20 protein-coding genes and 1 pseudogene are annotated in these 24,611 nt (G+C 62.5%); 8 read left to right on the top strand and 13 right to left on the bottom strand.

Annotation, left to right across the window (positions count from 1 at the left end; genetic code table 11):
* Positions 1–36: 36 nt before the first annotated feature.
* Both ACPYOG_RS06945 and ACPYOG_RS06940 read right to left on the bottom strand, forming a co-directional pair.
* Entirely contained in the window at positions 37–1,350 is a 1,314-nt protein-coding gene (locus ACPYOG_RS06945; protein ID WP_481293512.1) for a flavin monoamine oxidase family protein, read from the bottom strand.
* A gap of 8 nt (positions 1,351–1,358) precedes the next feature.
* Positions 1,359–1,682 carry a cupin domain-containing protein gene (locus tag ACPYOG_RS06940; RefSeq protein WP_481293511.1) on the bottom strand — a complete coding sequence of 108 codons (324 nt, stop codon included), beginning with the start codon at positions 1,680–1,682 and terminating at the stop codon, positions 1,359–1,361.
* A gap of 137 nt (positions 1,683–1,819) precedes the next feature.
* On the opposite strand from ACPYOG_RS06940, the gene ACPYOG_RS06935 reads away from it, so the two are divergent.
* Positions 1,820–2,383 carry a TetR/AcrR family transcriptional regulator gene (locus ACPYOG_RS06935; RefSeq protein WP_481293510.1) on the top strand — a complete coding sequence of 188 codons (564 nt, stop codon included), beginning with the start codon at positions 1,820–1,822 and terminating at the stop codon, positions 2,381–2,383.
* Between the two features lie 396 nt (positions 2,384–2,779).
* Here ACPYOG_RS06935 and ACPYOG_RS06930 read toward each other — a convergent pair whose 3' ends face one another.
* Together ACPYOG_RS06930 and ACPYOG_RS06925 are read right to left on the bottom strand one after the other, a co-directional pair.
* Positions 2,780–3,688, bottom strand: coding sequence for an ImmA/IrrE family metallo-endopeptidase (locus ACPYOG_RS06930; protein ID WP_481293509.1), 909 nt, complete (start codon positions 3,686–3,688; stop codon positions 2,780–2,782).
* A gap of 3 nt (positions 3,689–3,691) precedes the next feature.
* Complete coding sequence (locus ACPYOG_RS06925; RefSeq protein ID WP_481293508.1) at positions 3,692–4,093, bottom strand: helix-turn-helix domain-containing protein; 402 nt, start codon at positions 4,091–4,093, stop codon at positions 3,692–3,694.
* A gap of 363 nt (positions 4,094–4,456) precedes the next feature.
* On the opposite strand from ACPYOG_RS06925, the gene ACPYOG_RS06920 reads away from it, so the two are divergent.
* The 4 genes from ACPYOG_RS06920 to ACPYOG_RS06905 all read left to right on the top strand — a co-directional run bounded on the left by ACPYOG_RS06920 (position 4,457) and on the right by ACPYOG_RS06905 (position 7,764).
* Positions 4,457–4,723: a hypothetical protein gene (locus ACPYOG_RS06920; protein WP_481293507.1), complete on the top strand. Its 267-nt coding sequence runs from the start codon at positions 4,457–4,459 to the stop codon at positions 4,721–4,723.
* A 10-nt stretch (positions 4,724–4,733) separates the two neighbouring features.
* Positions 4,734–5,132, top strand: a complete 399-nt coding sequence (locus ACPYOG_RS06915) for a hypothetical protein (RefSeq protein ID WP_481293506.1) — start codon at positions 4,734–4,736, stop codon at positions 5,130–5,132.
* Positions 5,129–6,553, top strand: a complete 1,425-nt coding sequence (locus tag ACPYOG_RS06910; RefSeq protein WP_481293505.1) for a HesA/MoeB/ThiF family protein — start codon at positions 5,129–5,131, stop codon at positions 6,551–6,553. Before ACPYOG_RS06915 ends, ACPYOG_RS06910 begins: the two co-directional genes overlap by 4 nt.
* Positions 6,554–6,642: 89 nt before the next feature.
* A complete protein-coding gene (locus tag ACPYOG_RS06905) occupies positions 6,643–7,764 on the top strand; it encodes a hypothetical protein (RefSeq protein WP_481293504.1) in 1,122 nt (373 codons plus the stop codon).
* Positions 7,765–7,778: 14 nt separating this feature from the next.
* On the opposite strand, the gene ACPYOG_RS06900 is transcribed toward ACPYOG_RS06905, so the two are convergent.
* The 5 genes and pseudogenes from ACPYOG_RS06900 to istA form a co-directional block, all read right to left on the bottom strand.
* Positions 7,779–8,971, bottom strand: a protein-coding gene (locus ACPYOG_RS06900; RefSeq protein ID WP_481293503.1) for an IS3 family transposase whose coding sequence is annotated in 2 segments (ribosomal slippage) — positions 7,779–8,684 and positions 8,687–8,971 — 1,191 coding nt in all. Because the reading frame shifts where the segments join, the coding sequence is not laid out codon by codon here.
* A gap of 671 nt (positions 8,972–9,642) precedes the next feature.
* Positions 9,643–10,101 carry a HEAT repeat domain-containing protein gene (locus tag ACPYOG_RS06895; protein WP_481293502.1) on the bottom strand — a complete coding sequence of 153 codons (459 nt, stop codon included), beginning with the start codon at positions 10,099–10,101 and terminating at the stop codon, positions 9,643–9,645.
* Between the two features lie 105 nt (positions 10,102–10,206).
* A complete protein-coding gene (locus ACPYOG_RS06890; RefSeq protein ID WP_481293501.1) occupies positions 10,207–14,469 on the bottom strand; it encodes an RHS repeat-associated core domain-containing protein in 4,263 nt (1,420 codons plus the stop codon).
* An 887-nt stretch (positions 14,470–15,356) separates the two neighbouring features.
* Positions 15,357–16,146: pseudogene (gene istB / locus ACPYOG_RS06885) on the bottom strand (IS21-like element helper ATPase IstB).
* Positions 16,146–17,342 (bottom strand): IS21 family transposase, encoded by a 1,197-nt coding sequence (gene istA / locus ACPYOG_RS06880; protein ID WP_481293527.1) that lies wholly within the window; start codon positions 17,340–17,342, stop codon positions 16,146–16,148. Before istA ends, istB begins: the two are co-directional and overlap by 1 nt.
* A 513-nt stretch (positions 17,343–17,855) precedes the next feature.
* Here istA and ACPYOG_RS06875 point away from each other — a divergent pair.
* The 3 genes from ACPYOG_RS06875 (at position 17,856) to ACPYOG_RS06865 (ending at position 21,667) form a co-directional block, all read left to right on the top strand.
* The gene (locus ACPYOG_RS06875; RefSeq protein WP_481293500.1) at positions 17,856–18,326 is read left to right on the top strand and encodes a helix-turn-helix domain-containing protein; all 471 of its coding nucleotides are present in this window, start codon (positions 17,856–17,858) and stop codon (positions 18,324–18,326) included.
* A complete protein-coding gene (locus ACPYOG_RS06870) occupies positions 18,323–18,808 on the top strand; it encodes an integrase core domain-containing protein (protein WP_481293499.1) in 486 nt (161 codons plus the stop codon). Before ACPYOG_RS06875 ends, ACPYOG_RS06870 begins: the two co-directional genes overlap by 4 nt.
* A 138-nt stretch (positions 18,809–18,946) precedes the next feature.
* Positions 18,947–21,667, top strand: coding sequence for an AAA family ATPase (locus ACPYOG_RS06865; protein WP_481293498.1), 2,721 nt, complete (start codon positions 18,947–18,949; stop codon positions 21,665–21,667).
* Between the two features lie 10 nt (positions 21,668–21,677).
* Here the strand turns inward: ACPYOG_RS06865 and ACPYOG_RS06860 are convergent, their stop codons facing one another.
* From ACPYOG_RS06860 to ACPYOG_RS06845, 4 genes are all read right to left on the bottom strand, one after another.
* Positions 21,678–22,004, bottom strand: a complete 327-nt coding sequence (locus ACPYOG_RS06860) for a hypothetical protein (RefSeq protein WP_481293497.1) — start codon at positions 22,002–22,004, stop codon at positions 21,678–21,680.
* A 146-nt stretch (positions 22,005–22,150) separates the two neighbouring features.
* Positions 22,151–23,356 (bottom strand): hypothetical protein, encoded by a 1,206-nt coding sequence (locus ACPYOG_RS06855; protein ID WP_481293496.1) that lies wholly within the window; start codon positions 23,354–23,356, stop codon positions 22,151–22,153.
* A 227-nt stretch (positions 23,357–23,583) separates the two neighbouring features.
* Positions 23,584–23,952 carry a hypothetical protein gene (locus ACPYOG_RS06850; RefSeq protein WP_481293495.1) on the bottom strand — a complete coding sequence of 123 codons (369 nt, stop codon included), beginning with the start codon at positions 23,950–23,952 and terminating at the stop codon, positions 23,584–23,586.
* A 222-nt stretch (positions 23,953–24,174) separates the two neighbouring features.
* Positions 24,175–24,611: single-stranded DNA-binding protein (locus ACPYOG_RS06845; protein WP_481293494.1), on the bottom strand; the 437-nt coding region annotated here is incomplete at its 5' end.

Genomic DNA, 24,611 nt, shown 5'->3' with positions numbered 1-24,611 from the left:
GATCGGCCGGATGACGGTTCGGGTGGATGTTTGTGCTCAGACGTGCGTTCGTGTGGCGACCGTGGCGTCGATGACGGTTCTGGCTGCCGCGAGGCCGGATTCGATGGCTCCGTCGATGAAGCCTCCCCAGCCATCGGCGATGTCGGAGCCGGCGAAATGGATGTTGCCGTGGGGGCGTCGCAATTCCTCCAGCGACTCGGTGAGGAAGCCGGTGCGGTGCATCGGCCAGGTCTCCTGGGAGAACTCGTCGTTCACCCAGTCGTGTGCGGAGGTCTCGAGAACGGTCGCGTCCGGCACGAGGCGGCGCAGGGTCGCCTGAACGGCGGCCGCGTCCGTCGGGTCGATGGCGTTCGCATCGGGGCCGAACGCGATGACGTAAGTCTTGCCATCGCTGACGTATTCGGACTGGAAGAAGGTCAGCGGCCAATCCGCGCTGCCCAACGCGACGAAGGCGGGCCGCTCCGGAATCGTGAACCAGATCTTCGTCCCGAGACCGACCTGGCCTCGCGCGATCGCCTCCGCACGAGCGGGAGCGATCGGGGGCTGGTAGTCGATCCGCCCCTGCGCGTGCAGCGGAACGGTGACGATCGCCTTGCGCCCCTGCACCGCGCGCCCATCCGCCAGTTGCGCCCGCACACCGTCCTCGTCGGTGATCAGACGACGCACGTCGGCACCGAGGTAGGTGTCCGGGTCCCCGTCGGCGGCGATCGCAGACGCAAGCGCTCGCGTACCTCCCTGGATCTTGTACGTCGCGCACGCCTCGAAGTTGAGCTTCCAGTCGCCATTGGTCAAGGCGACCCAGCGCAGAGCCTGCGTGTAGGCGGCGTCGTCCAGGTGGCCATTGAAATTCAGCGTCCAGAAAGCGAGAATCAACGACTGCTGCTCCTGCGTCAGTCCGAGCGAGAGAATGCGCTGCTTCACCGTCTCTCCGTCAAGGTCGCGGAAGCTGGTGGAGGTCAGCGGCGCGAAGGGCTCCGGGAAGGTTTCGCGGGACGCGCCGACGAGGCGCTCGTTCGGGTCGTCGAGGAGGTCGAGAAGTACGTCCGGGTCGCCATGGACCACCTTGGAGCCATCCCACCAGTGCGCGTCCACTGGCACGGGGCTTGGGGCGAGTCCGATTCCGTACCGTCGCAACTCCGCCCAGACGTAGGGTTGAACCCAGTGAACCCAGGTTCCCCCGAGCTCGAGCTCTTTCCCCAGCCGCTCGTCAAGCCAGGTGCGGCCGCCGATGCGATCGCGCGCTTCGATGAGCGCCACTGAGCGGCCGGCGTGCGACAGCTCCCGTGCGGCAGTCAGCCCGGCGAACCCGGCGCCGATGACGAGGACGTCATAAGACTCTGTTTCGGACATTGCGGCCTTCAGGAATAGACGAAGAACTCGATGGTCGGCTCGTGCACCGTCCACAATGCAGTGACGCCCCGGTTGATCGACGCGCTCGCTCCGGCCCGCAGGTCGAGGGTTGCGCCGCCTGTGATTTCGACGGTGACGTGACCCTGGAGAATGTGGATCGTCTCGTCAGCGTGACCTGTGACCTCCATGGCTCCGGGCGCCTGCTCCGGCGAGATGAACCAATAGCCGGCAGCGAGCTCGGCGCGGTCGCCCTCGCCGGGTCGGCGGATCCACTGGACGGTCCCCACCTCGAATGGTTCCGCGGCCTCGCGATCGAGTTGTGCGCTCGTCACGTAGTCAGGCTCAATTCCCGTTGACATCGTCGTCTCTTTCTCTGAGGCCGCTTCAGGATTCCGCGACCGTTGACGATCAATATAAGCATTTGCTTAGTTTTACGCAAGGGCGACTTTTTCGTCGCTAACATTGGCGTGTGGCTCGGCGAGTGAAGTACGGAGCGGGGCGCGATGTCCTGATCGAGGCAGCCGTGCGCGTCGTCGCCGAGCGCGGCCTGCGCGGACTGACCTTCCGCGCCGTCGCAGAGTCGGCTGAGGTGAACAATTCGCTGGTGGCGCACCATTTCGGCAACCGCGAGACCCTGCTCGCCGCCGCTCTCGACTGGTCTGTCGAGCAGTCCATCGAGGCAACCACCCTCCTGGACTTCGAATCCGAGGAGACCTTCGTCGACGCACTGTTGGAGTCACTCCGCACGAACCTCGGCCTACAGGTATTCCAGTACGAGATGATTCTGGAGGCACGCCGCAACCCGCTGTATCGGCAGGCGGTGGAGCACCTGTACGAGCGCTACCTCGATGCCATGCTCGTCGGCCTCAACCACCTTGGGGTGCAGGGCGACCTCGCGGCGACAGCCCGTTACGTCTTCGCCTCACTTGATGGCCTGGTATTGCAGTACCTCGCTGGTGTCGATGAGTCGACGATCCGCTCCGCGATCGCAAGCCTCTGGCGCAGCTTGGGCGCCCGCGACGTCACGACGTAATACCCGAAGGCGCAACTCCAGATCAGCGGCTGGATTTACTGAGGTTCATCAGGGGTCATCCGTTCTGCGGAGGGCGTGGGATTCGAACTCTATCCGGGGTCCTTTCGCTGCAACGCCGCCCGTCAAAAGCAGCGCGAAATCAACGATGTACAGGCTCGGGTGACCCCCTCGAACCTCCTATGACCTCACTCGGTTGTGCGCAAAATGTGCCCAAATTCGACAGCCATAGATTCGCGCCGCTGACGGCGTAGGTTCGCCGAGCGACAGCATGAGGCTGTTAGCCCAATTGCCAACGGAGGCATTGAAGTTGGCCGAGCATCATTAGCGCGAGGGGCCTGCGTCGCGATTTCGGGGTGTCCTAGGTGAACACGATCGCCCGGGAAACGGTCTGGGCTTCTAGTGAATCGCTTTTCCGTGGACGTCAACTAGGACTCTTTGACGCCCCGAGAACCTGTTGCGCCTGTAGATCAGCACGAATCGAAGTCGCTTGTTGCAGAACGTGTCGGCCTGGAATTCGACCTTGCCGCGCTTGGTATCGAGTGTCAGCTTCACGGTGTCGCCGACTCCAACTTGGAGGGGGTTCAGTGCGTGGAACAGCGGGTTGGACGCTGTGATGTGATCGGCAGGGAATGCCGTTGAGAGCGGTCCGAATCGGTCCGAAAACCGTTGCGAGATGACGCTTTGAGAGTCGAAGATCCGTAACCGCGGACCGGTCGTTGTCGTGGTGATGTATCTGCTGACGGCGAGCAGAGCGAGCGGTCGGGCGCTGTATTCAACGTACTGCCGCAGCGATGCTGCCGCGCTGGTTCCGTAGAGGGTGGCCGCTGCGAGTGGCACGGCAATTCCTGGCGCTTCGTCATCGCCGCGGAGGTTGAACCGTCCGGCACCGAAGAGGAGCTCGCCGGCGAAGACGTTCGCTTCCCGCTCGAATTCGGCTTTTGCTTCCGGGCCGAGCGTGTGGTGGTCGTCAGCGTACGCAGCCTGCTGCCACGGGAGCACATCGTGACCGATTTCATGGGCGACAGTGAATCGCTTTCTCCCTGGGACGAGGTCGGGATCGATGTAGATGGTCTTCGTTTTCACAGCCAGGGCGCCTGCGATCTTCGATCGCAGTTTTCGGGCGGCGCGAGCAACGAGAGGTGGCAGGTTCTCGGCGTCGGCAAAGAGGTCAACTTGTTTGAGTTTGACCGCGGCCGTCACGTCGTCGAGCGGAACGTAGTCAACATCGCCTACACCCGCAGCGTTGAGGGCGCTGCGGGCGAGGCGTCTGATTTCGTCTGCTCCTTCGACGGGCTGTGGGTACATGGGTTATCTCCGTGACTTGATGAAGTTGAGGTATTCCATCAGCGCGGAGGTCTCGTCGGGTGTCAGATCCTCGAGGGAGCGGAGGGGGAACCCGTTGATCGCGTCGGCGGTCTGGCGTGCTTCGCCGTACTTGTCGTCGTGACTGTTCGGCACGGCGTGTCCTGCTCGGCCCAGAAGTGCTGCGTAGTCGATCCCGTAGACGGCTGCGAGGCTGTGGAGGATTCGCGGCGAGGGTTGTTTGATGTCGCCCTTCTCGATTTGGCTGAGGTATCCGTTGGTGACGTTCTTGGAGGTTGCCGCTTCTACGTCCCGGAGCGTCATCCCTGTCGCTCGTCGGACGCGGTTGAGGTAGGTACCGAGGGGTTCTGTGTTGCCGATGGTGTGGTGGTTCTCTGTTCCGGCCATGACCCCATTGTCCGATCCTTTGCTTAGAATTGCAAGCAGGGTCGGCTTGACACGGCAGATCGCTTCTGCTTAGCTTACGAAGCAAGGCAAGCAAAACTATACAGAGTCGCCTACAAACCGTTCCCCTACTACCAGTAGGGGACAGACAATAATTGGACCGCAAGATATTGTGGTTCAAGGTAGAAGCTGTAAAAAGCAAATACCCAGCTCACGTTGCAGCGAGAGCTGGGCATCAACACGCAACACCAGACGCTCTCAACCGAGACCGATTACAGAAACCGGCGTCAGTTACGACGGGTTGCATCTCCCTAGGACGGGATGCAGCGACTCTAGCAGACGCCATGACACCCCGAGGAGGGGATCATGACAATCGCTGAAAACGCGCAGGAGCGCGAGAACAAGACGGTAACCGTCGTGTTCAACAACCAGCACATCACTCTGCAGCAGCAGAAGTACACCGGCCTCGAACTGAAGCAGGCCGCCATCCAGCAGGGTGTGCTCATCCAGCCCAGCTACGTCCTCAACGAGGTCAAGCACAACGGACGCCGGGTGATCATCGGCGACCACGACACGGTCCAGGTCAACAAGGAATCCGTGTTCTCCGCTGTCGCCGACGACGACAACTCGTAGGCGGCGCGCCGTGTCAATCAACGAAGAGATTCAGGCTGCCATCGGCGAGATCCGTGCGACGTTCCCGGACTCCTCCGTCACAGTGGTGGAGTCCGGGGACGGTGGCGCACTGATCACCGTCGACCCGGTACCGACAGGCCCGTCGTTCACCCCAGCCGCCACCTGGCTGACCTTCCACATTCCCTACAACTATCCCGACGCTGACATCTACCCGCATTACGTCACCGCGCAGCTGGCGAGGAAGGACGGGCAACCGCTCGGTGAGGCCATCCATGCCGGCCAGAGCTGCGGCGCGAGGGGAGAGACCCCCGCCACGATGATCTCGCGACGGACGAACACCCTCGAGCGGGAGACAAACTCCGCCGCGGGAAAGGCCCTCAACATCCTCCGCTGGTTGGAGGGACGATGAGCTGGGCGATCGTCATCACTGGAGCGCAGTGGGAGACGCTACGCTCGCACCTCTTTCCGGGGGACCGAGACGAACACGGGGCAGTCCTACGTTGCGGCATTGCACGCACCCCGTCGGGGACCCGCCTGCTAGTACGTGAGGTAATTCCCGCAATCGACGGTGTTCACTACGTGCAAGGCACCCGTGGGTATCGGAAACTCACTGCGGAATTCATCACCGATCAAGCCTTCGCCTTCGCCGAGGACGAGTCGGCCTACCTTGCCGTGCACTGCCACGGCGGGACGGACACGGTGAGGTTCTCTGCGACCGACATGGCCAGCCATCAACGGGGCTACCCTGGCTTGCTGCAACTGATCGGAGGTCCAGCCGTCGGCGCGCTCGTCTTCGCTGAGCACGCGGTGGCCGGCGATATCTGGACACCGAACGGGGCCCGGCACAGCGTCGATCGACTGATCATCACCGACCCGACCCGCGACGAGCTCCGCCCGGCACCGCTCGACAGCCACCCTGTCGACCAGCGATACAACCGGCAGGCGCTGCTGTTCGGCGCGAACGGGCAAGGTGTTCTGGCCCGGCAGAAGATCGCTGTCATCGGCCTCGGCGGAGCCGGGTCGCTCATCAGCGAGCAGCTCGCCCGGTTAGGTGTCGGTCATCTCGTGCTCATCGACGCCGACCGAATCGAGGAATCCAACCTCTCCCGGGTGGTCGGTGCGCGACGGTTCGACGCGCACACCTGGATGACCGCAAGCGCGCGTCCCGCCTGGGTGCAGCAGCTCGGGAAGCGGTGGTCGAGGACCAAAGTCGCGATTGCCAGACGGGTTGCGAAGGCGGCCTCGCAAGGAATCGTCGTCGAAACGGCGGTCGGCAGCGTCGAAGATCCGGGGGTGGCCGCCTTGTTGACGGACTGTGACCACATCTTCCTCGCCGCCGACACGCACACGGCCCGTCACGTGGTGAACGCGATCGCTCATCAGTACCTGATCCCGGTCACCCAGGTGGGCGCGAAGGTGACCGTGGAACCGGTAACAGGGACGGTCACGTCCGTCTTCTCCGTAAGCCGGCTGATCACACCGGGAAACGGGTGCCTGTGGTGCAACTCTCTGGTGTCCCGGACACGGCTAACCGATGAGGGAAAGAGCGAAACCGAGCGGGTCCGGCAACGGTATGTGGATGATGACGATATCCATGCCCCCAGCGTGATTACGCTGAACGCCGTCGCGGCAAGTGTCGCCGTCAACGAATGGATGCTCCGCACCGTGGGGTTGGGGCACCGGGAACTCAAGTCCGACTGGCTCATGTTGGACAGTCTCACGGGTCAGTGGTGGGTTGATGAAACCACGAAGAACCCGACCTGTCGATGGTGCGGTCCGGACCGGTTCGGTATCGGCGACGCGAAACCGCTGCCGGTCAAATCCGCCTAACCGGAGGGGACGCCGAACTGGCGTCCCCTCCCTTTATCTCCCTGCGACGTTCATCGCCGCCACTCAACTCTCTTTCGAAGGTTCCGACTATGCCTGTACGACCCCACTCCCGCGACCGACGATTCGGAACCCGCGGCGTTCCGACCCGTATCCTGCTGATCCTCACCATCGCGTTTGTGCTCATCGAAATCCTGATGGTGATCACGACCTTGGCTGGGCCGCCGCACGAAGGACGGAAACGTCTCAGCGAACTCGCCCACACGATCGGGGTTGGCGACGCGTGGTCATTTCTTGGGGTGTTCGCGGCGTTCGTCGTTGCGATTCAAGTCGCTGCGTGGGGTAATCAGCAGGCGGGAGATCGTCTGGCGCAAATGCGCTCCTCCCGTTTCACCGTCGCTGCAATCCTGACCGGGTCGATCATCGCCGCCAGCTGGGTGCTGTTTACGATCGCGTTCAACACCGAAGCGACCGGGCAGTACCTGTTGCTGACAGCCGCGTCGGGCGGCATTGTCTTTTTCGCAGCCGATGGCGCCTCGATCGTTCTTCGCCAAGATCGGCGGAAACTGCTGCGTGCCGAAACACGCCAGACCATCCGTGCCACATGCGCGGTGTTCCGACGCGAATTTATTGGGATGACCTATCCGGTTGCAGTTCTAACCCTCTGCGTCCTCTCCTTCGCCGGCTGGTGCGTGCTGTTCTCCGCTGGCGCATTGGCAGCGCTCGCGGCCGCACCGGTTTGGGGGAAAGAACAAGTCACTTTCGGGCTGTTGACGGCGGCCTACAGTGTGATGGCCTCGGTGCTAGTGTTCATCGTCGCCAGCGCTCTCGGCTGTGTTGCCTGCTGGCTGGTTTGGCTCAGCCGCCGCGGAACTGGGCCTCAGCGCCGCCTGCTGAACCGAGACATCGGCTGGTTGGCCGCCGCGGCCGCACTCACCCTCATCGTCCTGGTGTCGTGCGTCTACTTCTTTGTGGCCTTCATGCTGGACGGAGCCCCGTGGTGGGCTGCAGCATCCCTGTTCTTGATTTTCGCATTGCCAGCCGCGATCCCGTTTACAGCATTGATTGCGCCAGAGCACCCGTCGCCTCGAAAGCACTGGTGGACTCCGCGCGGCAGTGTTCGGGTTGGCACGGCCGCGGTTCTACGTTGCTATGTGGCCTCCCACATGCGAGACGTACGCGAGCTCACCGTGGTGGGTCTGCTGCAGGGTTAGGTGACAGGTTGTAGTCACGCCGCCAGTGCGACGGTCGTGTTCATGATGACCTCGAACTCGACGGGCGTCAAACGACCCAGCGCCGACTGCCGACGGCGACGGTGGTAGGTCCGTTCGATCCAGGTCACGATCGCGATCCGCAGCTGGTCCCGGGTGGTCCAGGAGCGGCGGTTCAGGACGTTCTTCTGCAGCAGCGCGAAGAAGCTCTCCATCGCCGCATTATCGCCGCACGAGGCCACTCTTCCCATCGATCCGACCAAGTGGTGACGGGTCAGAGTGCGCAGGAACTTCCGACTTCGAAACTGGCTGCCTCGGTCGCTGTGAACGACGCAGCCGGCGACGTCGCCGCGCATTGCGACGGCGTTGTTCACGGCGTTGACGGCGAGGCTGGACTTCATCCTGGAGTCGATCGAGTATCCGACAATCTTGTTGCTGAACACATCTTTGACCGCACACACGTAGAGCTTGCCCTCGCTCGTTTTGTGCTCCGTGACGTCGGTTAACCACAGCTGGTTCGGGCGCTCCGCGGTGAACACGTGCCGGGTGCGCCCGTTCGCGTCAGTGACCGTGCAGCGGTCGTCGTGGACCGATGGGCCGGGCCTTTTGCGTTTGCGGCCGCGCTTCTTCCCGAACGCCGACCACCAGCCGTTCGCCGATGCGATCCGCCATGCAGTGCGATCGGCCATCGCCTCCCCGGCGTCGCGCGCCTCGTCGGCAAGCAGCCGATGCCCGAACTCGGGATCGTCCCGGTGCGCGTCGAACAACGCGTTCGCGCGATACGCCGCCACCACCTCGCTGGGCGGGATGGGATCAGCCAGCCACCGGTAGTAGCGCTGACGGGAGAGCTTGAGGACCCGGCACGTCACCGCGACAGGGATCCTGTCCGCGGCGAGCTCTGTCACGAGCGGGTAGAGCCTTTTCCCGGCAAGTTCGCCTGCGACAGATACGCCGCCGCGCGTCGGAGGACCTCGTTCTCCTGCTCCAGCAGCCGGATCCGTTTCCGAGCCTCACGGAGTTCCGCCGCTTCTGTCCGGCTCTGACCAGGCTTGGTACCCTCATCGACAGCTGCACGGCTGAGCCACTTCTGCAACGTCATCGGGTGGACTCCGAAGTCTTTCGCGATCTGCTCGATCGTGACTCCGGGCTCGCGGTTCCGGGCAACGCGTACGACGTCCTCACGAAACTTACGGGGATAGGGCTTGGGCACAATGAACATCCTTCCAGGCCGCCCTCCCGGGCAAGCCAGATCAGATGTCACCTATCCGTGCAGCAGACCCCTGCCCAACCAAAAAGAGGGTGCAGGCTGAGCTCGATGAGCAGATTTGACCGGCGCCCTTCACGCCGTCCACCGTCGCCGTCGCATCAAACGTCAGCTTCGACGACGCATCACGACCAACCGATCCTACGGACACCGACACCCCCGGTGTCGCAGCCTGCGCGGCCGTCGCACCTGCGGTTAGCAGGAGCGCTGCCACTGTGAGCACGGCAATCGCTCGACCAAGGATCGCCCGGCGGGAGGCTCGCCGGCGATCAATCCGCGAGCGTGTCGATTTTGAGATGTGGTTTGCGAATGTTCTACCCACAAATAGACTTGCTCGCCTCAAACCGCACCCAGCTCCCCCGAAGACGCCAGAACAGATGTTCCAAAGAACATTCAAAAGCTATCGGTGATGCCTGCTGAGCCGATACTCCTCACGAAAGGATTCATCTAGATCCCCTACCCCAAAACAAGGGGTGTGCCTAGATCCGCCGACCCAGGTTTCTTTGGAAGCGGAGTTGGACGCGATGGCCTCCTCCATCTCGATGAGCGCCTCGAATTCGGCCTCGGTCGAACCGGACCATTGAAGAACAAGGATATTTGGCATCATGCCTACTTCCCTAACGGTCCAGCAGGCCCAGCCGGTCGAGTGTCGACATCGCTTCCGCCCTGACCTCATCGTCAGGATCGTTATTCATTGCATGAACGAGTGCGTCGACAATTCGTTGGTCGGGTCCGAACCGATAGAGAACCATCGCCACCATGAATCGAGGGTCAGCGTGCGGATCGTTTCTCAGAACATCAACGAGAGTCGGGATCGTGGCGGGATGATCGGAGCCACGAGCGATAAGTCGATCGACAACCCGCATACGAACGCCAACGCGTTCGTGATACATGCCAGCCTGAAGTTCCTCCGGCGTGTGGAGCGCATCAGCTGTAGCCGCATCGGCGCGATCCTGCGCTGCTACTGCGGAGGGAACCTCATGTACCACCGGGATCGGACCGACAGGCCCGACATACAACTCGATTGCTGGCTCTGCGCCTAAGTCGTCATCGCTGGCCATGTCGATATCCTGCACCTAATCCTCGGCGGCCGTCAGCATTTGACGACTCGCCAAGAAAACTCACGGAGCCAGCCACTTTCAACTGGCCCTTCCCTTGGTTGTCGATGATCGCGGATGCTCTCATGGAAGTACCGTTATGTGCCTTACCGGCCCCACATTCATATGGAGCGTTGTCCCCCCATATCCTGGCCTCCCGGCGTGAACGTCGGGGCCGTGTCCCGGCAACCCCAGTTCTTCGCGCCACTCGGAAATGATGTTCGCGTCGTCCAATGTGAGATCGCCCTTTCTTCTGGCTTGCTTCGCAAGCTGGATCAACGCATCCTCGTCGGCACTGTACCTTGCGCCAATTGTTCCTGTGTCATCCGCGAGGTTGGGCAATCTTGCTACCAACCGACTAACAAGTGACGAGCCTCTCACGGAGCCCACCGTTGCGGCTCCCGCCCCTTCTAGCGCGTCCGCTGAGCCTCCAGAAACGATGGTTGTAGCAACGACGCCGGTGACAACGCCTGCGTAGTAGAAGCCGTCCTTCTTGACGAAGCATTCCGACCCGGGCGCGATCGCGTTGCGTACGAGCCCGGTGAGTCCGAAGCTTGCGCCGTCGCCGATGCCTTCGAGGGTGGTGGCGATGTGGCCGGTGACGCCGGTGGTGAGTACCTGGGTGAGGAAGTTCGCTGAGGGTGATGTCAGATCAGAGTTGACCATCTTCTCCAGGTCGCCCCAGAAGTTGTTGCAGCCTGCGGAGAAGTCGTTCTCCATGGTTCCGCAGAGGCCTGTTGGGTCGGTGCTGAGGAGGGGGTTGTTTGCGACGTAGGCGTAGGGTTGCCGGGTTTGGTCGACGAGGGGGTCGATGGTGAGGAATTGGCCGGTGGTGGGATCGTAGTCGCGGGCTCGGAGGTAGATGAGTCCGGTTGCGGGGTCGGTCCAGTTGCCGGTGTATCCGATTTGGCTGTCGCTGCTGCCGGTGTGGGTGGTGCGGTTGCCGTAGGGGTCGTATTCGTTGGTGGCGGTGACAGCACCGGTGGTGTCGGTGATGAGCCGGACGCTGCCGAGGAGGTCGCCGTGGAGGTATTCGATGGTGTGGCTGGTGCCGTTGATTTGTGCGATCGGGGTGGCGGAGGGCCCGTAGAGGTAGGTGTGGGTGCCGTCGTCCAGGAGCAGCGGGAGCTTGCTTGCGGTGTCCCAGAGGAAGGCGCTGCTGGTTGTGCCGTCGTTTCGGGTTTGCCGGAGCCCGTCGCCGTCGGCGGTGTAGTCGACCTGGGTTGGGGTTGTCCCGGGGAGGGTGACGGTGGCGAGGTCTCCGGCGGGGCCGTATCCGTAGCTGGTGGTTGCGGCTGCAGCGGTGGCGGTGGCGGCGATGGTGGAGGTGGTGCGGGAGCCGTTGCCGTCGTAGCTGTAGCTGGTGGCCGGCCCGGTGGTCGGGGTGCGGGAGGTGATCTCTTGTGCCGTGTTGTAGCCCAAGGTGTCACCGATGGCGGTGCCGGTGAGTTGGCTTCCGGAGGTGGCGGTGTAGGCTCCCGTGGTCGACCCGGTGCTGACGGTGCCCAGCTGGCTGAGCGGGTCGTAGCTGTAGGTATGCGCGACCGTGGTGACCGGGTCGGTGGTTCCAGAGGAGGTGATGTTCCCGGCGGCGTCATACCCGTAGCTGTAAGAGGCCAGCGAACCACTTGTGGTGGTTGTGGCGATCGTGGTGGTTTGACCGGCAGGGTCGTAGCTGCGGTTCTCGGTGACACCGTTTGGGTCCGTTTGGGTGGCAAGCTGTCCGTTGCTGGTCCAGGCGAAGCTGGTGGTATTGCTGTTCCAATCGGTCAGCGAGGTCATCTGCCCCGCCGGGTCGTAACCGTAGGAGACGGTGCGGCTGCCCGGGTAGGTCAGCGAGGTCATGAACCCGGCCGAGTCATACCCGTAGCCAACACTCACGCCAGCACCGTTCGTAGTACTGGTGACGTGTCCGACGTTGTCGTAGCTGGTCGTGGAGGTCCCGGTCGAATCGGTCATCCCGGTCCGCTGACCCGCCGCGTCATACGCATACGTGGTGTCGGTGCTGCCGTTGCTGTAGTGGACTCGGGTGAGATGGCCGGTGTCGTCGTAACTGTCCGTGACCGTGGTCAGGTCCGGGTTCGTGGTGGTGGCAAGCCGCCCGGCCGGGTCGTAACGGTAGGAGGTGGTCCCGCCGGGTTCGGTCTTCTGGGTGAGCAGGCCGGCATCGTCATACGTGTACGTGGTCGGTTTGCCGTCAGCGTTGGTGAACGACGTGGTTTTGCCGTTCCCGTCATACACGTAGCTCTCGGTGCTGCCATCCGCGAGCGTGAGCGTTGAGAGCTGCCCATCGTCGGTGTAAGCCCGCTGGGTGACACGGGACAGCGGGTCGGTGCTCGAGGTCAGCTCGCCGGCCGCGTCGTAAACGATGTGGGTCACTTTCCCATTCGCGTCAGTGACGGTGATGACCTGGCCGGCGTCGTCGTAGCCGACCGTGGTGACCGCGCCGGAGGGCAACGTGGTCGACACGTTCCGCCCGTCCGCGTCATACCCGAACGTGGTGGCATGTCCGTTCGCGTCGGTTGTCGACGTTACTTGGCCGAGGACGTTGTACGCGTTCGTGCTCGTGTGATAATCCGGGTCGGTCACCGTCGCCGGGTAGCCCGCCGCCGTATACGTGAACGCGGCGGTCTTCCCATTCGCGTCCGTCTTCGACGTGACCTGCCCAGCCAAGTCATACGCAGTGCTGCTCGTGTGCCCGTTCGCGTCCGTTGTCGAGATCCGGTTCCCGTCCGCGGCATACGTGAACGTGGTCGTGTGGTTCAGGGGATCCGTCGTCGAGAGGACGCGCCCGACGGCGTCGAGGCTGAACGTGGTGGTTTTGCCGGCAGCGTCCGTCGTCGAGGTCACCTGCCCTGCCGCGTTATACCCCGTCCCGACAGCATGCCCATCCGGGTCCACCTGCCCGGTACGGCGACCAGCGCCGTCATAGCTGTACGAGGTGACCTTCCCCCGCGCATCCGTCCAGGACACGATCGTGCCATCCGGGTTGAACGTCCAGGACTGCGCCCGCCCCGATGGACTGGTCGAGGAGATCAGATCCCCGGCGCTGTCAAACCCGAACCTCGTAACCCGGCTTAGCGGGTCGGTGACTGAGGTGACATCGTTCAGCCCGTCATACGTCATCGTGGTGACCCGGCCCAGCGGGTCCGTCTTCGTCAGCTGATTCCCGTTGCCGTCATAGGTGTACTTGGTTACCTTCCCCAATGGGTCGGTGACCGAGGCAACATTGTTGGCAGCGTCGTAGGTGTATGAGGTCGTCTGAGCGGATGCCGTCCCGGACCCCTTGGTCTGGGAGACAAGCAGACCACCGTTGTACGTCTCGACTGTCGCTGCCCCACCCGACGCCGATGTCGTCGTCGACAATCCCGAGTACGCGAACGTTGTCACCCGGCCGACAGGGTCAGTTTGCGACGCAACCCGGTTGGACGAATCGAACGTGTTCTTCGTGACCCCGCCGCCTGGTTTCTTCACCGAAGTGATGAAGTGGGCCGCGTTATAGGTGTAGGTGGTGACCGCACCGTCGACACCGGTCACCGTTAAGAGGTTCCCTGACCCGTCATACGAATACGACACCACCCGCCCTGCAGAATCCGTCGCCTTCGTAATGTGACCCGACGCCCACGTGAACGTGATCGTGCGCCCGCCCCCGGCAGCGAGCGAAGTGACGTTTCCGGAGCCATCACGCCCAACCGTCAGGGCGTTTCCGTGCACATCTTTCAGATCCAGGAGCGCGCCGCTCGAGTTGAAGTGCATCACCTCCTGCGCCTTGCGGGTAAACGTCCACACGTTAGACGTCGCATCCAGCGTGAGCGTTGCCATCACCCGGGCGGGCGCGGCATAGCTACCGCCGGGCTGCTTCACATACTCAACAACAGAACCGTTCTCCTGCGAAACATCCACCAACGAAGACGAGGGGAAACTCAGATGAGATGAGAAGTTTGTCGACCAGCCATACCCGAACGGCCCATTCGCCCCTGGGAACGTCGTCGAATAGTTGCGAGCAACTTGGATGCCGGGCCCGACGCCGGGTATACCCAGATCAGTGTTCGAATCAAAGAACTCACCGGTTGCTGTGTTCACAGGGTCGGCATGACTACACTGACACGCCTTCTCCGACGGATTACCCCCACCAGCGACTTCCTTCGCTGACAAGTCCGCGACTTTCTGCCATGCAGAATACAGCGTCCCACCGTTTCCTTCGATAAGCGTCCGAACGGCAGAAATTGATGGCTCCGCGATCGATCCGTTGAACGTGTGGACGAACGTTGTGCTTGGGTATGCAATGCCCGCCGCATCGATTCCTACCGCCGCGCCGTTACTGGCAAGCTGGAACTGCAAGTTCATCTGGCAAAACGTTCCGGGGTACTGACATATTGTGCCGGGGGAGGATGACCAATAATTGCTTGCTGTCCCGGTAACCGAGTAGTCGACGTTGCCATTTGCAGAATCTCGCCCGATGGTCAGACCCGATATGGCCACCGTCGTCCCTGTGATCGGGTCCGCAACAGGGGACCAACTTGAGTACACCACCCCGCCCGAACCTTCGATCAGCGTTCGAACAGCCGTCACTTTTGAGACGGCGAACGAACCTGCGAAAGTGTGGCTGAATGTGGAATCCGGATATGGCATTCCAACCTGTGTCACCCCAGTGGAACTTCCATCACTTGCCAACCGCACCTCAAGGTTCATTTGGCAGAAGGTCGACGGGTAGTTACAGACTCCGCCACTAGTTGTCGACCAGAAGGAGTCGGCGCTTGCCGAGACCGAATACACCAAGTTGCCGGTACTCGCATCTCGCGAAACTGACGCTGTTCCAATCGATGTTTCGCCGCTAACCGTTGCGTACGCTGGCGCGGCAAATGCAACGAGAAGCGCTAGAGCACCAACGATTGCGATCGGGAGCTTAGACATGATGAGAGCCAAGAGTGCCTTGTACCCACGCAACGAGACATCGCGCACTCGTGACCCCTTCCAGGTGGACGGGCCCTCGCCGTCGGGGCGAGACTATCCGGCAGCAGACCTCGTCCTCTACCACCACAAAAGGGGCCTTCGAGAATCCTGAGATTGTCTGCAAACCAAAAGATGAGGCTCGCAACTAAGAAAAGCAACGCTGCGAGCCGCTTGGCTTTCTCGAAGTCGGTCGCTTCAGACAACGCCGCGACTGTGTCGACGACGTTCGAAAATGAGGCCAATGCGACGGTCGAAAATGAGGCCACCTTGTTGTCGTGTTGTTAGTCTGCCGGATCTTGTGTCTTGATGCTGGGGAGGCTGTCGATGCCTCGACCGCGGAGCCGATAGCTGGCGCCTTTGAGGGTGAGCACGTCGGCGTGGTGGACGATCCGGTCGATCATTGCAGCGGCGACGGCTTGGTCGCCGAAGACCCCGCCCCAACTGCGGAAGGGCAGGTTCGAGGTCAGGACCAGCGACGCGTGTTCATAGCGGCTGGAGACGAGTTGGAAGAACAGGTTCGCGGCGTCTTGTTCGAACGGGAGGTAGCCGACTTCGTCGACGATGATCAGACCGTAGCGACGCAGCCGGGATAGCTCCTGCGGCAGTCGGCCGGGCGCGGTGGGCGTCGGTGAGGCGGGTGACCCAGTCGGTCGCGGTGGCGAACAGGACCCGGTGTCCGTGCCGGGCGGCGACGATCCCGAGCGCGGTCGCGAGGTGGGTCTTCCCGGTTCCGGGAGGGCCGAGTAGAACGACGTTCTGCGCTTCCAGGAGGAACCCTCCGGAGGCCAGCGCAGCGATCTGCTGTCGGGCGGTCGGCTGGGCGTCCCAGTCGAAGTCCTCCAGCGTCTTCCGGGCCGGGAACCCGGCAGCCTTGATCCGCAGCTCCGCCCCGGAGGCGTTGCGGGCGCTGACTTCGCGTTCCAGGACGGCGGCGAGGTAGTCCTCGAACGACCAGCCGGAGTCTCGGGCCTGGTCCGCGAGTCGGGCGGCGGCGTCGGTGATCCGTGGTGCTTTCAGCGCGGCGGCGAGATAGGTGATTTGCTTGGCCGCGTCGGTGTTCTTGCTGACCATCAGGCAACTCCTGCGATCCCGAACGCCCGGTCGTAGTCGGCGAGATCTCGTGTGAGGTCGTCCTCGCCGGTGACGGGGCGGGGCTGCTGGAACTGGTGCCGCAGCCGCTTGGCCGCCTCCAGGTGCGCGGGGTCGGTGATCGTGGAGCCGCGCGCCCAGACCCGGGCATGGTCGGCGACCAGCCGGCCCTCCAACCGGACCCGGACCCGGTCGAGGTCGGCGCTGACGTCAACGAGGCGGCCGATCGCGGCCGGGTCGACGGAGTAGTCCGAAGCGCCCAGACGGACGTAGTAGTCGCGTCCGATTCGGATCCGCTCCCGCCAACCCAGCTGCAACGGGATCGGCGGCAACGGCAGCATCCGAGACCGGTCGTGGTCGATCAGATCGGCCGGGCGCGCCTTGATCGTCCGCACCACCCTGCCGTTGGCCTTCTCCAACCAGCCGGCGAGCTGCGCGTTGAAGTCCGCCGGTGAGGTGAAGGTCCGGCCGGGCAGGAACGAGGTCTCGAACCAGCCATTGCGGCGCTCGACGATCCCTTTCGATTCCGGATCGAACGGTTTCAGCTGCACGACTTTCGTTGCCAGGGTCCCCGCGAATGCGGCGACGCCCTGAGCGAGCCGGCCGCGCTGCCCAATGCCGGACTCGTTGTCCCAGATCAGTCGACGAGGGACCGCGCCGAACTGCTGGATCAGCTCCCACGACCCCAGCAGCAGATCCTCCGTCCGCCGGGTCGGGATCATCCTCGCGGTCACGAACCGTGAATGCGCGGCGACGATCACCAGCACCGGCAACAACGCCGCGGTCCCGTCCTCGAGCGGGATCTTCCGCGGCGGGAACCACAGGTCGCATTGGGCCGCATCACCCGCCGCCCAACTCAGCCGATCCGCGGGATCGACCGGCCGATGCTCCGGCCTGAGCCGGCGCACGTTCTCCCGGAACCAGGTGATCGACCCGGCCCACTCCACTCGCTCAGCGATCACCGTCGCCGGCATCTCGGGATGCTCCGCCAACAGCGCCCGGACCCGCTGCTCGAACGGCGTGAACGATGTCGGCACCGTCGACCGCTCATACTTCGGCGGCCGCTCCGACGCCAACGCTCTATCGACCGTCGCCCGCCCGATACCCAACTGCCTCGCGACCTGCCGCCGCGGAACACCATCCGCTACGAGCCGCCGGATCAATGCCCAATCCTCCATCGAGATCACCCATCCAATCTGTCTGGGTGGCCTCGTTTTCGCCCGTCGTTAATGCCTCAATTTCGACCGTCGCCGACAGACTGGGCCCGTGTAGTCAGGCCGCCCTCACAGACAGCAAGAGCCCCTTCATGGATGGGTTGTAGTTCCTGCCACTAGCTGCATCCCCTAAATGTCGGGCAACAGGCCTTCGCCCGGTGCCTCATATGGCTCGGCTGGGTGCGCCGGAACGCTCCGCAGCTTAGCGTTCCGGCCCGGGAGAGGTCGTGCGATGGAGCTGGCTCAAGCCCCTCAAAGTGCATTCCAAAGGAACGGATCGTGAAGGCTAGAAGTACGAGGCGAGGAAGGGCGATCGGACGACAGCCAGGAGGAGGGTCGCAAGCATGGAACCAAAGGAGCGCAAGACGACAACCGATAAGAGCAAGAGCGAATGCACGTAGGCACTCTTCGAGATGCGCGCTATAAAACTGACGGAGGTTGTTGACAGTCGGGTCTTCCACTTGGGAGGAAGACCTCATGACATCAACACTCTCCGCCTCAGCTGCGCGGGCCATTGAACGGCGGGCGAATCACAAGCTTGCGGTGCTGCGGCATGTCGAGGAAGTCAGCGGCAATATCGCCGCGAGCTGCCGCTACTACGGGGTGAGCCGGCAGGCCTACTACCACTGGCTCAAGCGCTACGAGGCGGAAGGGTTCGAGGGGCTCAAGGACCGCTCCAGCGCCCCGCACCACTCACCGACCGCGACCGACGTGGAAGTGATCGAGAAGATCCTCTGGCTGCGCCAGCAGTATCACTTCGGGCCGGAGAAGATCACGATGTATCTGAAGCGGTATCACGACATCACGATCAGCGCCTCCGGGGTGTGGCGGATCCTGAAGAAGGTCGGCCTGAACCGGCTCCCGCCTCCCAGCGTTACAAACGGCGCGAGATCAGGTGGAAACGCTACGAGAAGCAACGCCCCGGTCACGCCCTGCAGGTGGATGTGAAGTTCATCGAACCGCTGGGCCAGACCGGCAAGAAGAAGCGCTACTACCAATACACCGCCATCGATGACTGCACCCGCCTGCGGGTGCTGAAGGCCTACCCGACCCATGACCAGAAGACCGCGATCCGCTTCATCGACCACGTGCTCTCCAAGTTGCCGTTCAAGGTCGAGAAGGTCCAAACCGATAACGGCAGCGAGTTCGGCCAATCATTCCACTGGCACCTGCTCGACAAAGGCATCGATCACATCCGCATCAGACCCGCCACACCGCGGCTGAATGGCAAGGTCGAGCGCTCCCACCGGATCGACGCCGAAGAGTTTTACCGGCTGCTCGAGGGCCAGGTCATCGACGACGTCAACCTCTTCAACGACCGCCTCCAACAATGGGAGGACTACTACAACTACGATCGACCACACGGAGCCCTCGCAGGCCAAACTCCTTACGAGCGGCTCAAGCAGAAAACACAGGACCCGCTGTCATAGGCCTCCGTCAGTTGCACACACTACCGATGTCCTGACCCACTTTCGCTTCCGATGTCCTGAGACATCACACTTCGAGATGCGCGCGCGATGCGCGCCGAAATGAGCGCGTAACCGGAAGTTCTAAGTGTGAGAGGTGGAGTGGCGCGCTGGAAGCGCGGGCAGTCAGCCCAGGGGGTCAAGCAGGCCGTCCACTATGCCTTTGGCGGCGTCTGCGACGCCACCCTGACAGCCAAGACCGCTGACGGCGCCCTCGCTGCAGCCGGCTACGCGGACGCCGTGATGACCCGATACATCGTCGAGAACGGTGCCATCCGTGACGACCTGCTCACCCGCTCCCAGCTTAAGGATTGGGTCGACGGCGTCGACCCGCTCACCGGTGAGCGGCGCGGCCGGGACCTGGAGTCGCCGGTCGCGGATCTAATTTTGGATGCGACGATCAACGCCCCGAAGTCATTTTCGATCGCTGCGATGCTGGACCCGGAGTTGGCCGCCGCGTACGAGGATCTGCAGGACCGGCTGCGAGATCGGACCATCAAGCTCTGGCAGACCGAGCTCAACGCCCGGCGCGGGAAGCAGGGATGTATACGTGAAGACCTCGCCCGCATCGAAGTCGTCGAGCTGAGGCACGAGCGGTCGCGCTCGCTAGATCCGCACAAGCACCGGCACCTTTGGCTGAACGTCAAGGTCCAGGGCCTCGATGGGAAGTGGTCGAATGTTGACACTCGCGTCGCTCTCCGGTTCCAGAATGTCGTGAATGCCGAAGGCGATCTCGCGTCGCGGACTGACCCAGCCTGGATCGCCGCGCTGGCCGCCAGGGGCTTCACCCTGAACTCGGACGGGGAGATCGCCCAACTGCAGCATCTGGTGCGGCCGTTGTCGAAGCGCTCCGCGCAGATCGAAGCGAACAAGGCGGCCCATCTCCGGCAGTGGAAGGAGCAGCACCCCGAGGAGGAGCCCTCGGCCACCGTCCTTACTCAGATCGATCAGTGGGCGTGGGCAGCGGGTCGACCAAACAAGCCGGGCGAGTTGAACGAGGAGGATTGGGCGTCGATAGTGATGGCCGAGCTTCTGCGTGCCGATCCGCATCTCGCCCGACCGCGTAGCGAAGTCGCGGCAACCTCAGTGAGGGTCAAGGATCTCGATCTTGAGTTACTAGCGGCGAAGGCGATCGTCGAGGCGGACTCAAGGTCGGCTGGAACCGGAGGCCGATTCAGCGACATCGACGTCCGAGCCGGGACAATCAGAGCGATCTCTGCATCAGGCGTTGTTGCCGATCGAGCTCAACTCGCGGCAGTGGTCGACGAAGTGTGTGCCTTCGCGATCCGGACCCACACGGTTACCCTCTTGACCGAGCCGGACGTACCTGCGCATATCAAACGGCGAATGGCCACCGCGACGGCGACTCTCAAGGCCACCCTCGCGCAAAGAATTGAGATGCTTGCTGCACCCGGCGAGGTACTTCCACTCGCCGAGATCACCGCAGTTGCAAGCGCGATCGAACCGAAGCGAACTCTCGATCAGGGGCAGGCAAGTGGTGCCTCGTCGATTTCGGGGACGGACCGAATCGTTGCGGTCTCGGGCGCCGCCGGCACTGGAAAGACGACGATGCTCAAGGTTGCCGGTGCTGCACTTCGCTGTCGAGATCGGAACATGATCATCGTCGCTCCAACAAAGAAGGCGTCCGCTGTAGCAGGCCGCGAAGCCGAGAGCACTTCGTCGTCGCTCCACCAGCTTCTGCACGACTACGGCTGGCGGTGGCGCAGCAATCAAGCCGGAGCGACCGAGTGGTCGCGTTTGCGCATTGGTGAAATAGATCCGACGACTGGGGCCGAATACGCGGGGCCTCGGATTGCTATACGCGCCGGAGACCGAATCGTCGTCGACGAGGCCGGCATGCTCGACCTCGAAGCTGCGAACGCGCTTCTGGACGTCGTCGGTCGAACAGGAGCGGGTGTTGCCGTTGTCGGAGACCAACATCAAGCTCTTCCCGCCGGCCATTCGGGTGCGTTGGCACTCTTTTGGCGTCAGGCGTCTCGCCAGATCGAGCTCGACATCATCCACCGGTTCACGGATCCCGCATGGCCAGAGTTGAGCCTCAGACTCCGCAACCCGGACCGCCGCGAGGCCGCGGAAGTTGCTGACGAGCTTGTCCGAACCGGCCACATCGTGCTTGCAGAAAATGACGTTGCCGCGCGCGCGGCGATGGTCACGGCATGGTTCGATGCAGCCCGAACGCGACAGTCGATTGCGCTGGTGACGGCTACACACACAGAGGCTCAAGCAGTTAGCGAGGAGATCCAATCCCGGCGCATCGTCGACGGATCGGTCGACACTACGACGGGAGTCTCAGGACAGGCGGGGCAATCGATCTTCATCGGAGACGTGGTTCAGACGCGGCGCAATGACAGTGCTACGAACGTTCAGAATCGCCAAAACTGGGTCGTAAAACGTGTCACAGCCGATCATGTGATACTCGCATCTGACCGGGACTCGACCGACCTACGGAAGATCAGCCACGAGTACGCCTCCTCACACCTCCACTTAGCGTACGCGTCGACCGTTTACGGTGTTCAGGGTGAAACAACCGACTTGTCGTTTGTCGGCCCCGGCGTTGATGCCTCTGGATTGTATGTCGGTCTCACCCGAGGAAAGCAGAACAATTTCGCCGCTGTCGTCGCTGCAAACCGGGCATCAGCCATCGATGAGCTCGTCGAGACAATGCAGCGGCAGCCTATCGAGGAGACGATTGAAATCTCGCGAGTAGCGGCGCGCACCGAACTTCATCGTGCGGCCCGGCCTCAAAGCGATCCCCTTCAATTGGGTTCGCCCGACCGCGTCAGCGGGCCGGCCTTACGCTGAGACTCGGGAGCTAGGCAAGAGCAAGCCCGTGGCCGCGCACTAGCCGCCCGACCCGGTTCGCACCGTCGAGGGTGCCTCCCTGCGCATCGAACCGCAGGAGCGCCAGGCCGACTGCGTCCGCCCGGTCCTGTGTTTCTGGAAGCACGCCGCCAGACAAGAAGACCAGCGGATACCGACCGTCTCCGGCCGCGATGGCCGCGGCCCGCTCGACCACGTCCACACCAAGGTTTCCACGTCGGTTCTCCACCCAAGCCAGGAACCGGCTGCTATAGAGGTCGCACACTTGTGAAACGGCCTCCGACGCGGCCACAGCCTCTGCCGCTCCGAGGTAGACCATCCATTCCTTGCACAGTTCAACAGCCTCTTCGTCAGAGGCTCTCCATGCCCGCGGTTGCGGAGGCTCAACTCGCATATGAACAGTTTCCACCCCACCCCACCCCTGGCCTGAGACCCGAGCTGGGATAACGTCATCAAGATTCGACCTCACCCAAAGGGTGGCCGATAGAACCCCACGCGACGATTCGACCAGGTGCCAAGCGCGCCCTTGAAGTGCCCGAGGATGTCGGGGTCAAACTTGACCGCCGAAGTGGGCAGTCCCCGGAACCCTCCAGCTTCTTTCAGCTCATCGTCCGTCGCATGCACCACCGCATGGTTGTACTTGTCCCAGTCGGGGGCGTCGTTCCAGACGAACCAGAAGTATCCGAATCGCATCGGTATGCGTTCGAGTAGTCGGTGCAATTCATTGGTCCCGGGTCGCGCAAAATACTCGGACGGCGCTTGATCGATTACGAAGCATATCTCTGAGATGACCGTGTGTAGGAGCCAGATGACGTACATCGCGGAAAGAAGAATTGCGGCAGGGTCGTAATCCTGCCGGAGCCCGCTCTGAGTCCCACCCATGTGATGGTTGCTGTGCAGGTGAAGGCTGCGCGCGGCGTCGTGGGTCGGGTGAAGGAATTGGCCAAGAAAGGTGTAGTGAGCGTCGATTCTTGCAATCTCTGCCTTGCCGGCAAGCTCGTTAATCCCTAGGCATGTCAATAAGGCGCCATAGGACAAATACAGGTGATAAGTGCTCTTGGCTTCTCGCTTATGCGCGCGCCGGGCATCACGAACCTGATCCTCAAAGCCGAACTCTGAGGGAACGTAAGACACATAATCTTCTTCGTCCAGCCGCATCGTCGCAGGCCGGAAGTTCTGGAACGCGAAGTAGTGATACGAAACCCAGTCGGAAGGATCTTCTTTCGAGCGCAGACCGTTCAAGACATACATCAGCTGACGCTTGCCTGAACCTGGATACTCAGCCACGTAGAGAATGTCATCTCGTTCGCCTTTCGCGTGGAGGTCCTCCAGCTCCCTGGCAGCCTTCTCGAGCGCCAACTCAATGCCGCCAGCCGCGGATTCGAGCTGGAAGAACCGGTTACCACGAGCGAGGAGTTTCATGAGCAGCGCATGTTCAAGAAGGGATCGACATAGGCCCAAGGCATCCGCGATCCGTTGTCGCTCGATCAATAGCGCACACGTCTCGGCTGTCTCTACTCGCAGGTTGGCGAACTCGAACAAGTCGCTGTGCACCATCGAAAGGGAGTTTCCAGTGATGCGCGTGTCGTTCCATCGCCCATATGCACCTATCAGGTCGGCGATAGACGTAAGCGCAGCGTTGATCTCACGACGTATCGAATCCGCGTCCATACTGTGACCGTACTGGGTGCTGGGGACTGCTCAGCATTCATCGCAACGCCGGTTGAATGCGTGCAGGCGCAGCCGCTCGCCAGCGCGCACATTGGTCGGCCTTATCTCGCCGAGATGGCGGGTCGAGCTGGCCCTGGAGACCGGCCTCAGTTAGGCGCCCGCGTACCATCGGGTCAGGACTGGGTGCCCAAGTAGGCGACTGGATCCCATCCGGGGGGGCCAGGTGTCTATACAATTCCCGCGTCACGATAGGTCGCGATAGATTCCCGGGCCATCTGCGCTTCCTCGGATTCGGGCATGTCCTTGAGCGCGAATAGGGTCTGCTGAAACGCCGAAAATGCAAAGTTCACCAAGTCGTGCGTGACCGGCTCACCGAACTGAATGGAACCGTCCTGAATTCCATCGAGCAGCCGGTGGCCGTCCCTGATATCACGTGCATCATCTGACCACCGGTAGACCTCGTCGCGCTCTCTGATTGCAGAGTCGTACTGCCACCCATATGCCGACCCAGGACCCTCAAGCTCATAGCCGTTGGGGACATTTCCCTCGCCGACTTCGCCACTTTGTGGTCCTCCAAGGAGCCCCCATGTTGCCATGACAGCACCCTACCGGTGACTACCGCTCAAGTGGTCCGTGTCGGTCACCACCTGGTAACTAAGGTTCGGGCTATGGAAGAGGTGCCGCGGCCAACTTCGCTGCGTTATGACAAACAAGTGAATCGAAACCACCATTCCCCCGAAGTTAGGTGAGTCGTCGCCGTCTGATGTCAGCAAGGAGGGAGCGACGCGGTCATCCCAGCGCCGTTCCCTCCTTCCGCGCTACGCAAGCGTTGTAGTCCTAGACTGGCCGGGCGTTCGAGTCAGCCCCGTCGCAGCTACGCCCGGCCCCTCAACTTTTGGGGTGCGGGTCACCTCGGCGTTGGTGTAGCGAAGGGAGGGCCCGACGCTGTCGGCGACGACTTCGGTGGCTGTTCGGGGTTCGCCGGTGGCTTGGTCGGTCCAGTGGCGGAACTCGAGGTTACCGTTGACGATCACGGTGTCGCCTTTGGCGAGGCTAGCGCGGACGTTCTCAGCCGTGCGGCCGAAGACGGTGGTGCGGTGGTACTGAGTGTCGCCGTCGACCCACTTGCCGTCTTCGAGCTTGCGGTCCGTAACGGCGACAGTGAACTTGGCGAACCCGGTGCCGTTCTGGGATTCGCCGTAGTCGGGGTCGGCGACGAGGTTGCCTTCGATGCTGATCGGGACTCGTGTGCTCA

The organism is Leifsonia sp. HAY1-4F (assembly GCF_056755275.1).
Note: the sequence above shows the minus strand (reverse complement) of the source record. Positions and strands in the feature narration are given on the sequence as shown.

What these genes read in the sequence shown, in the direction of transcription:
- ACPYOG_RS06945 (WP_481293512.1), bottom strand. Translation starts at nt 1,350, where the DNA reads ATGTCCGAAACAGAGTCTTATGACGTCCTCGTCATCGGCGCCGGGTTC.
- ACPYOG_RS06930 (WP_481293509.1), bottom strand. Translation starts at nt 3,688, where the DNA reads ATGTACCCACAGCCCGTCGAAGGAGCAGACGAAATCAGACGCCTCGCC.
- ACPYOG_RS06925 (WP_481293508.1), bottom strand. Translation starts at nt 4,093, where the DNA reads ATGGCCGGAACAGAGAACCACCACACCATCGGCAACACAGAACCCCTC.
- ACPYOG_RS06920 (WP_481293507.1), top strand. Translation starts at nt 4,457, where the DNA reads ATGACAATCGCTGAAAACGCGCAGGAGCGCGAGAACAAGACGGTAACC.
- ACPYOG_RS06910 (WP_481293505.1), top strand. Translation starts at nt 5,129, where the DNA reads ATGAGCTGGGCGATCGTCATCACTGGAGCGCAGTGGGAGACGCTACGC.
- ACPYOG_RS06905 (WP_481293504.1), top strand. Translation starts at nt 6,643, where the DNA reads ATGCCTGTACGACCCCACTCCCGCGACCGACGATTCGGAACCCGCGGC.
- ACPYOG_RS06890 (WP_481293501.1), bottom strand. Translation starts at nt 14,469, where the DNA reads ATGAACTTGCAGTTCCAGCTTGCCAGTAACGGCGCGGCGGTAGGAATC.
- istA (WP_481293527.1), bottom strand. Translation starts at nt 17,342, where the DNA reads ATGGAGGATTGGGCATTGATCCGGCGGCTCGTAGCGGATGGTGTTCCG.
- ACPYOG_RS06875 (WP_481293500.1), top strand. Translation starts at nt 17,856, where the DNA reads ATGACATCAACACTCTCCGCCTCAGCTGCGCGGGCCATTGAACGGCGG.
- ACPYOG_RS06860 (WP_481293497.1), bottom strand. Translation starts at nt 22,004, where the DNA reads ATGGTCTACCTCGGAGCGGCAGAGGCTGTGGCCGCGTCGGAGGCCGTT.
- ACPYOG_RS06855 (WP_481293496.1), bottom strand. Translation starts at nt 23,356, where the DNA reads ATGGACGCGGATTCGATACGTCGTGAGATCAACGCTGCGCTTACGTCT.
- ACPYOG_RS06850 (WP_481293495.1), bottom strand. Translation starts at nt 23,952, where the DNA reads ATGGCAACATGGGGGCTCCTTGGAGGACCACAAAGTGGCGAAGTCGGC.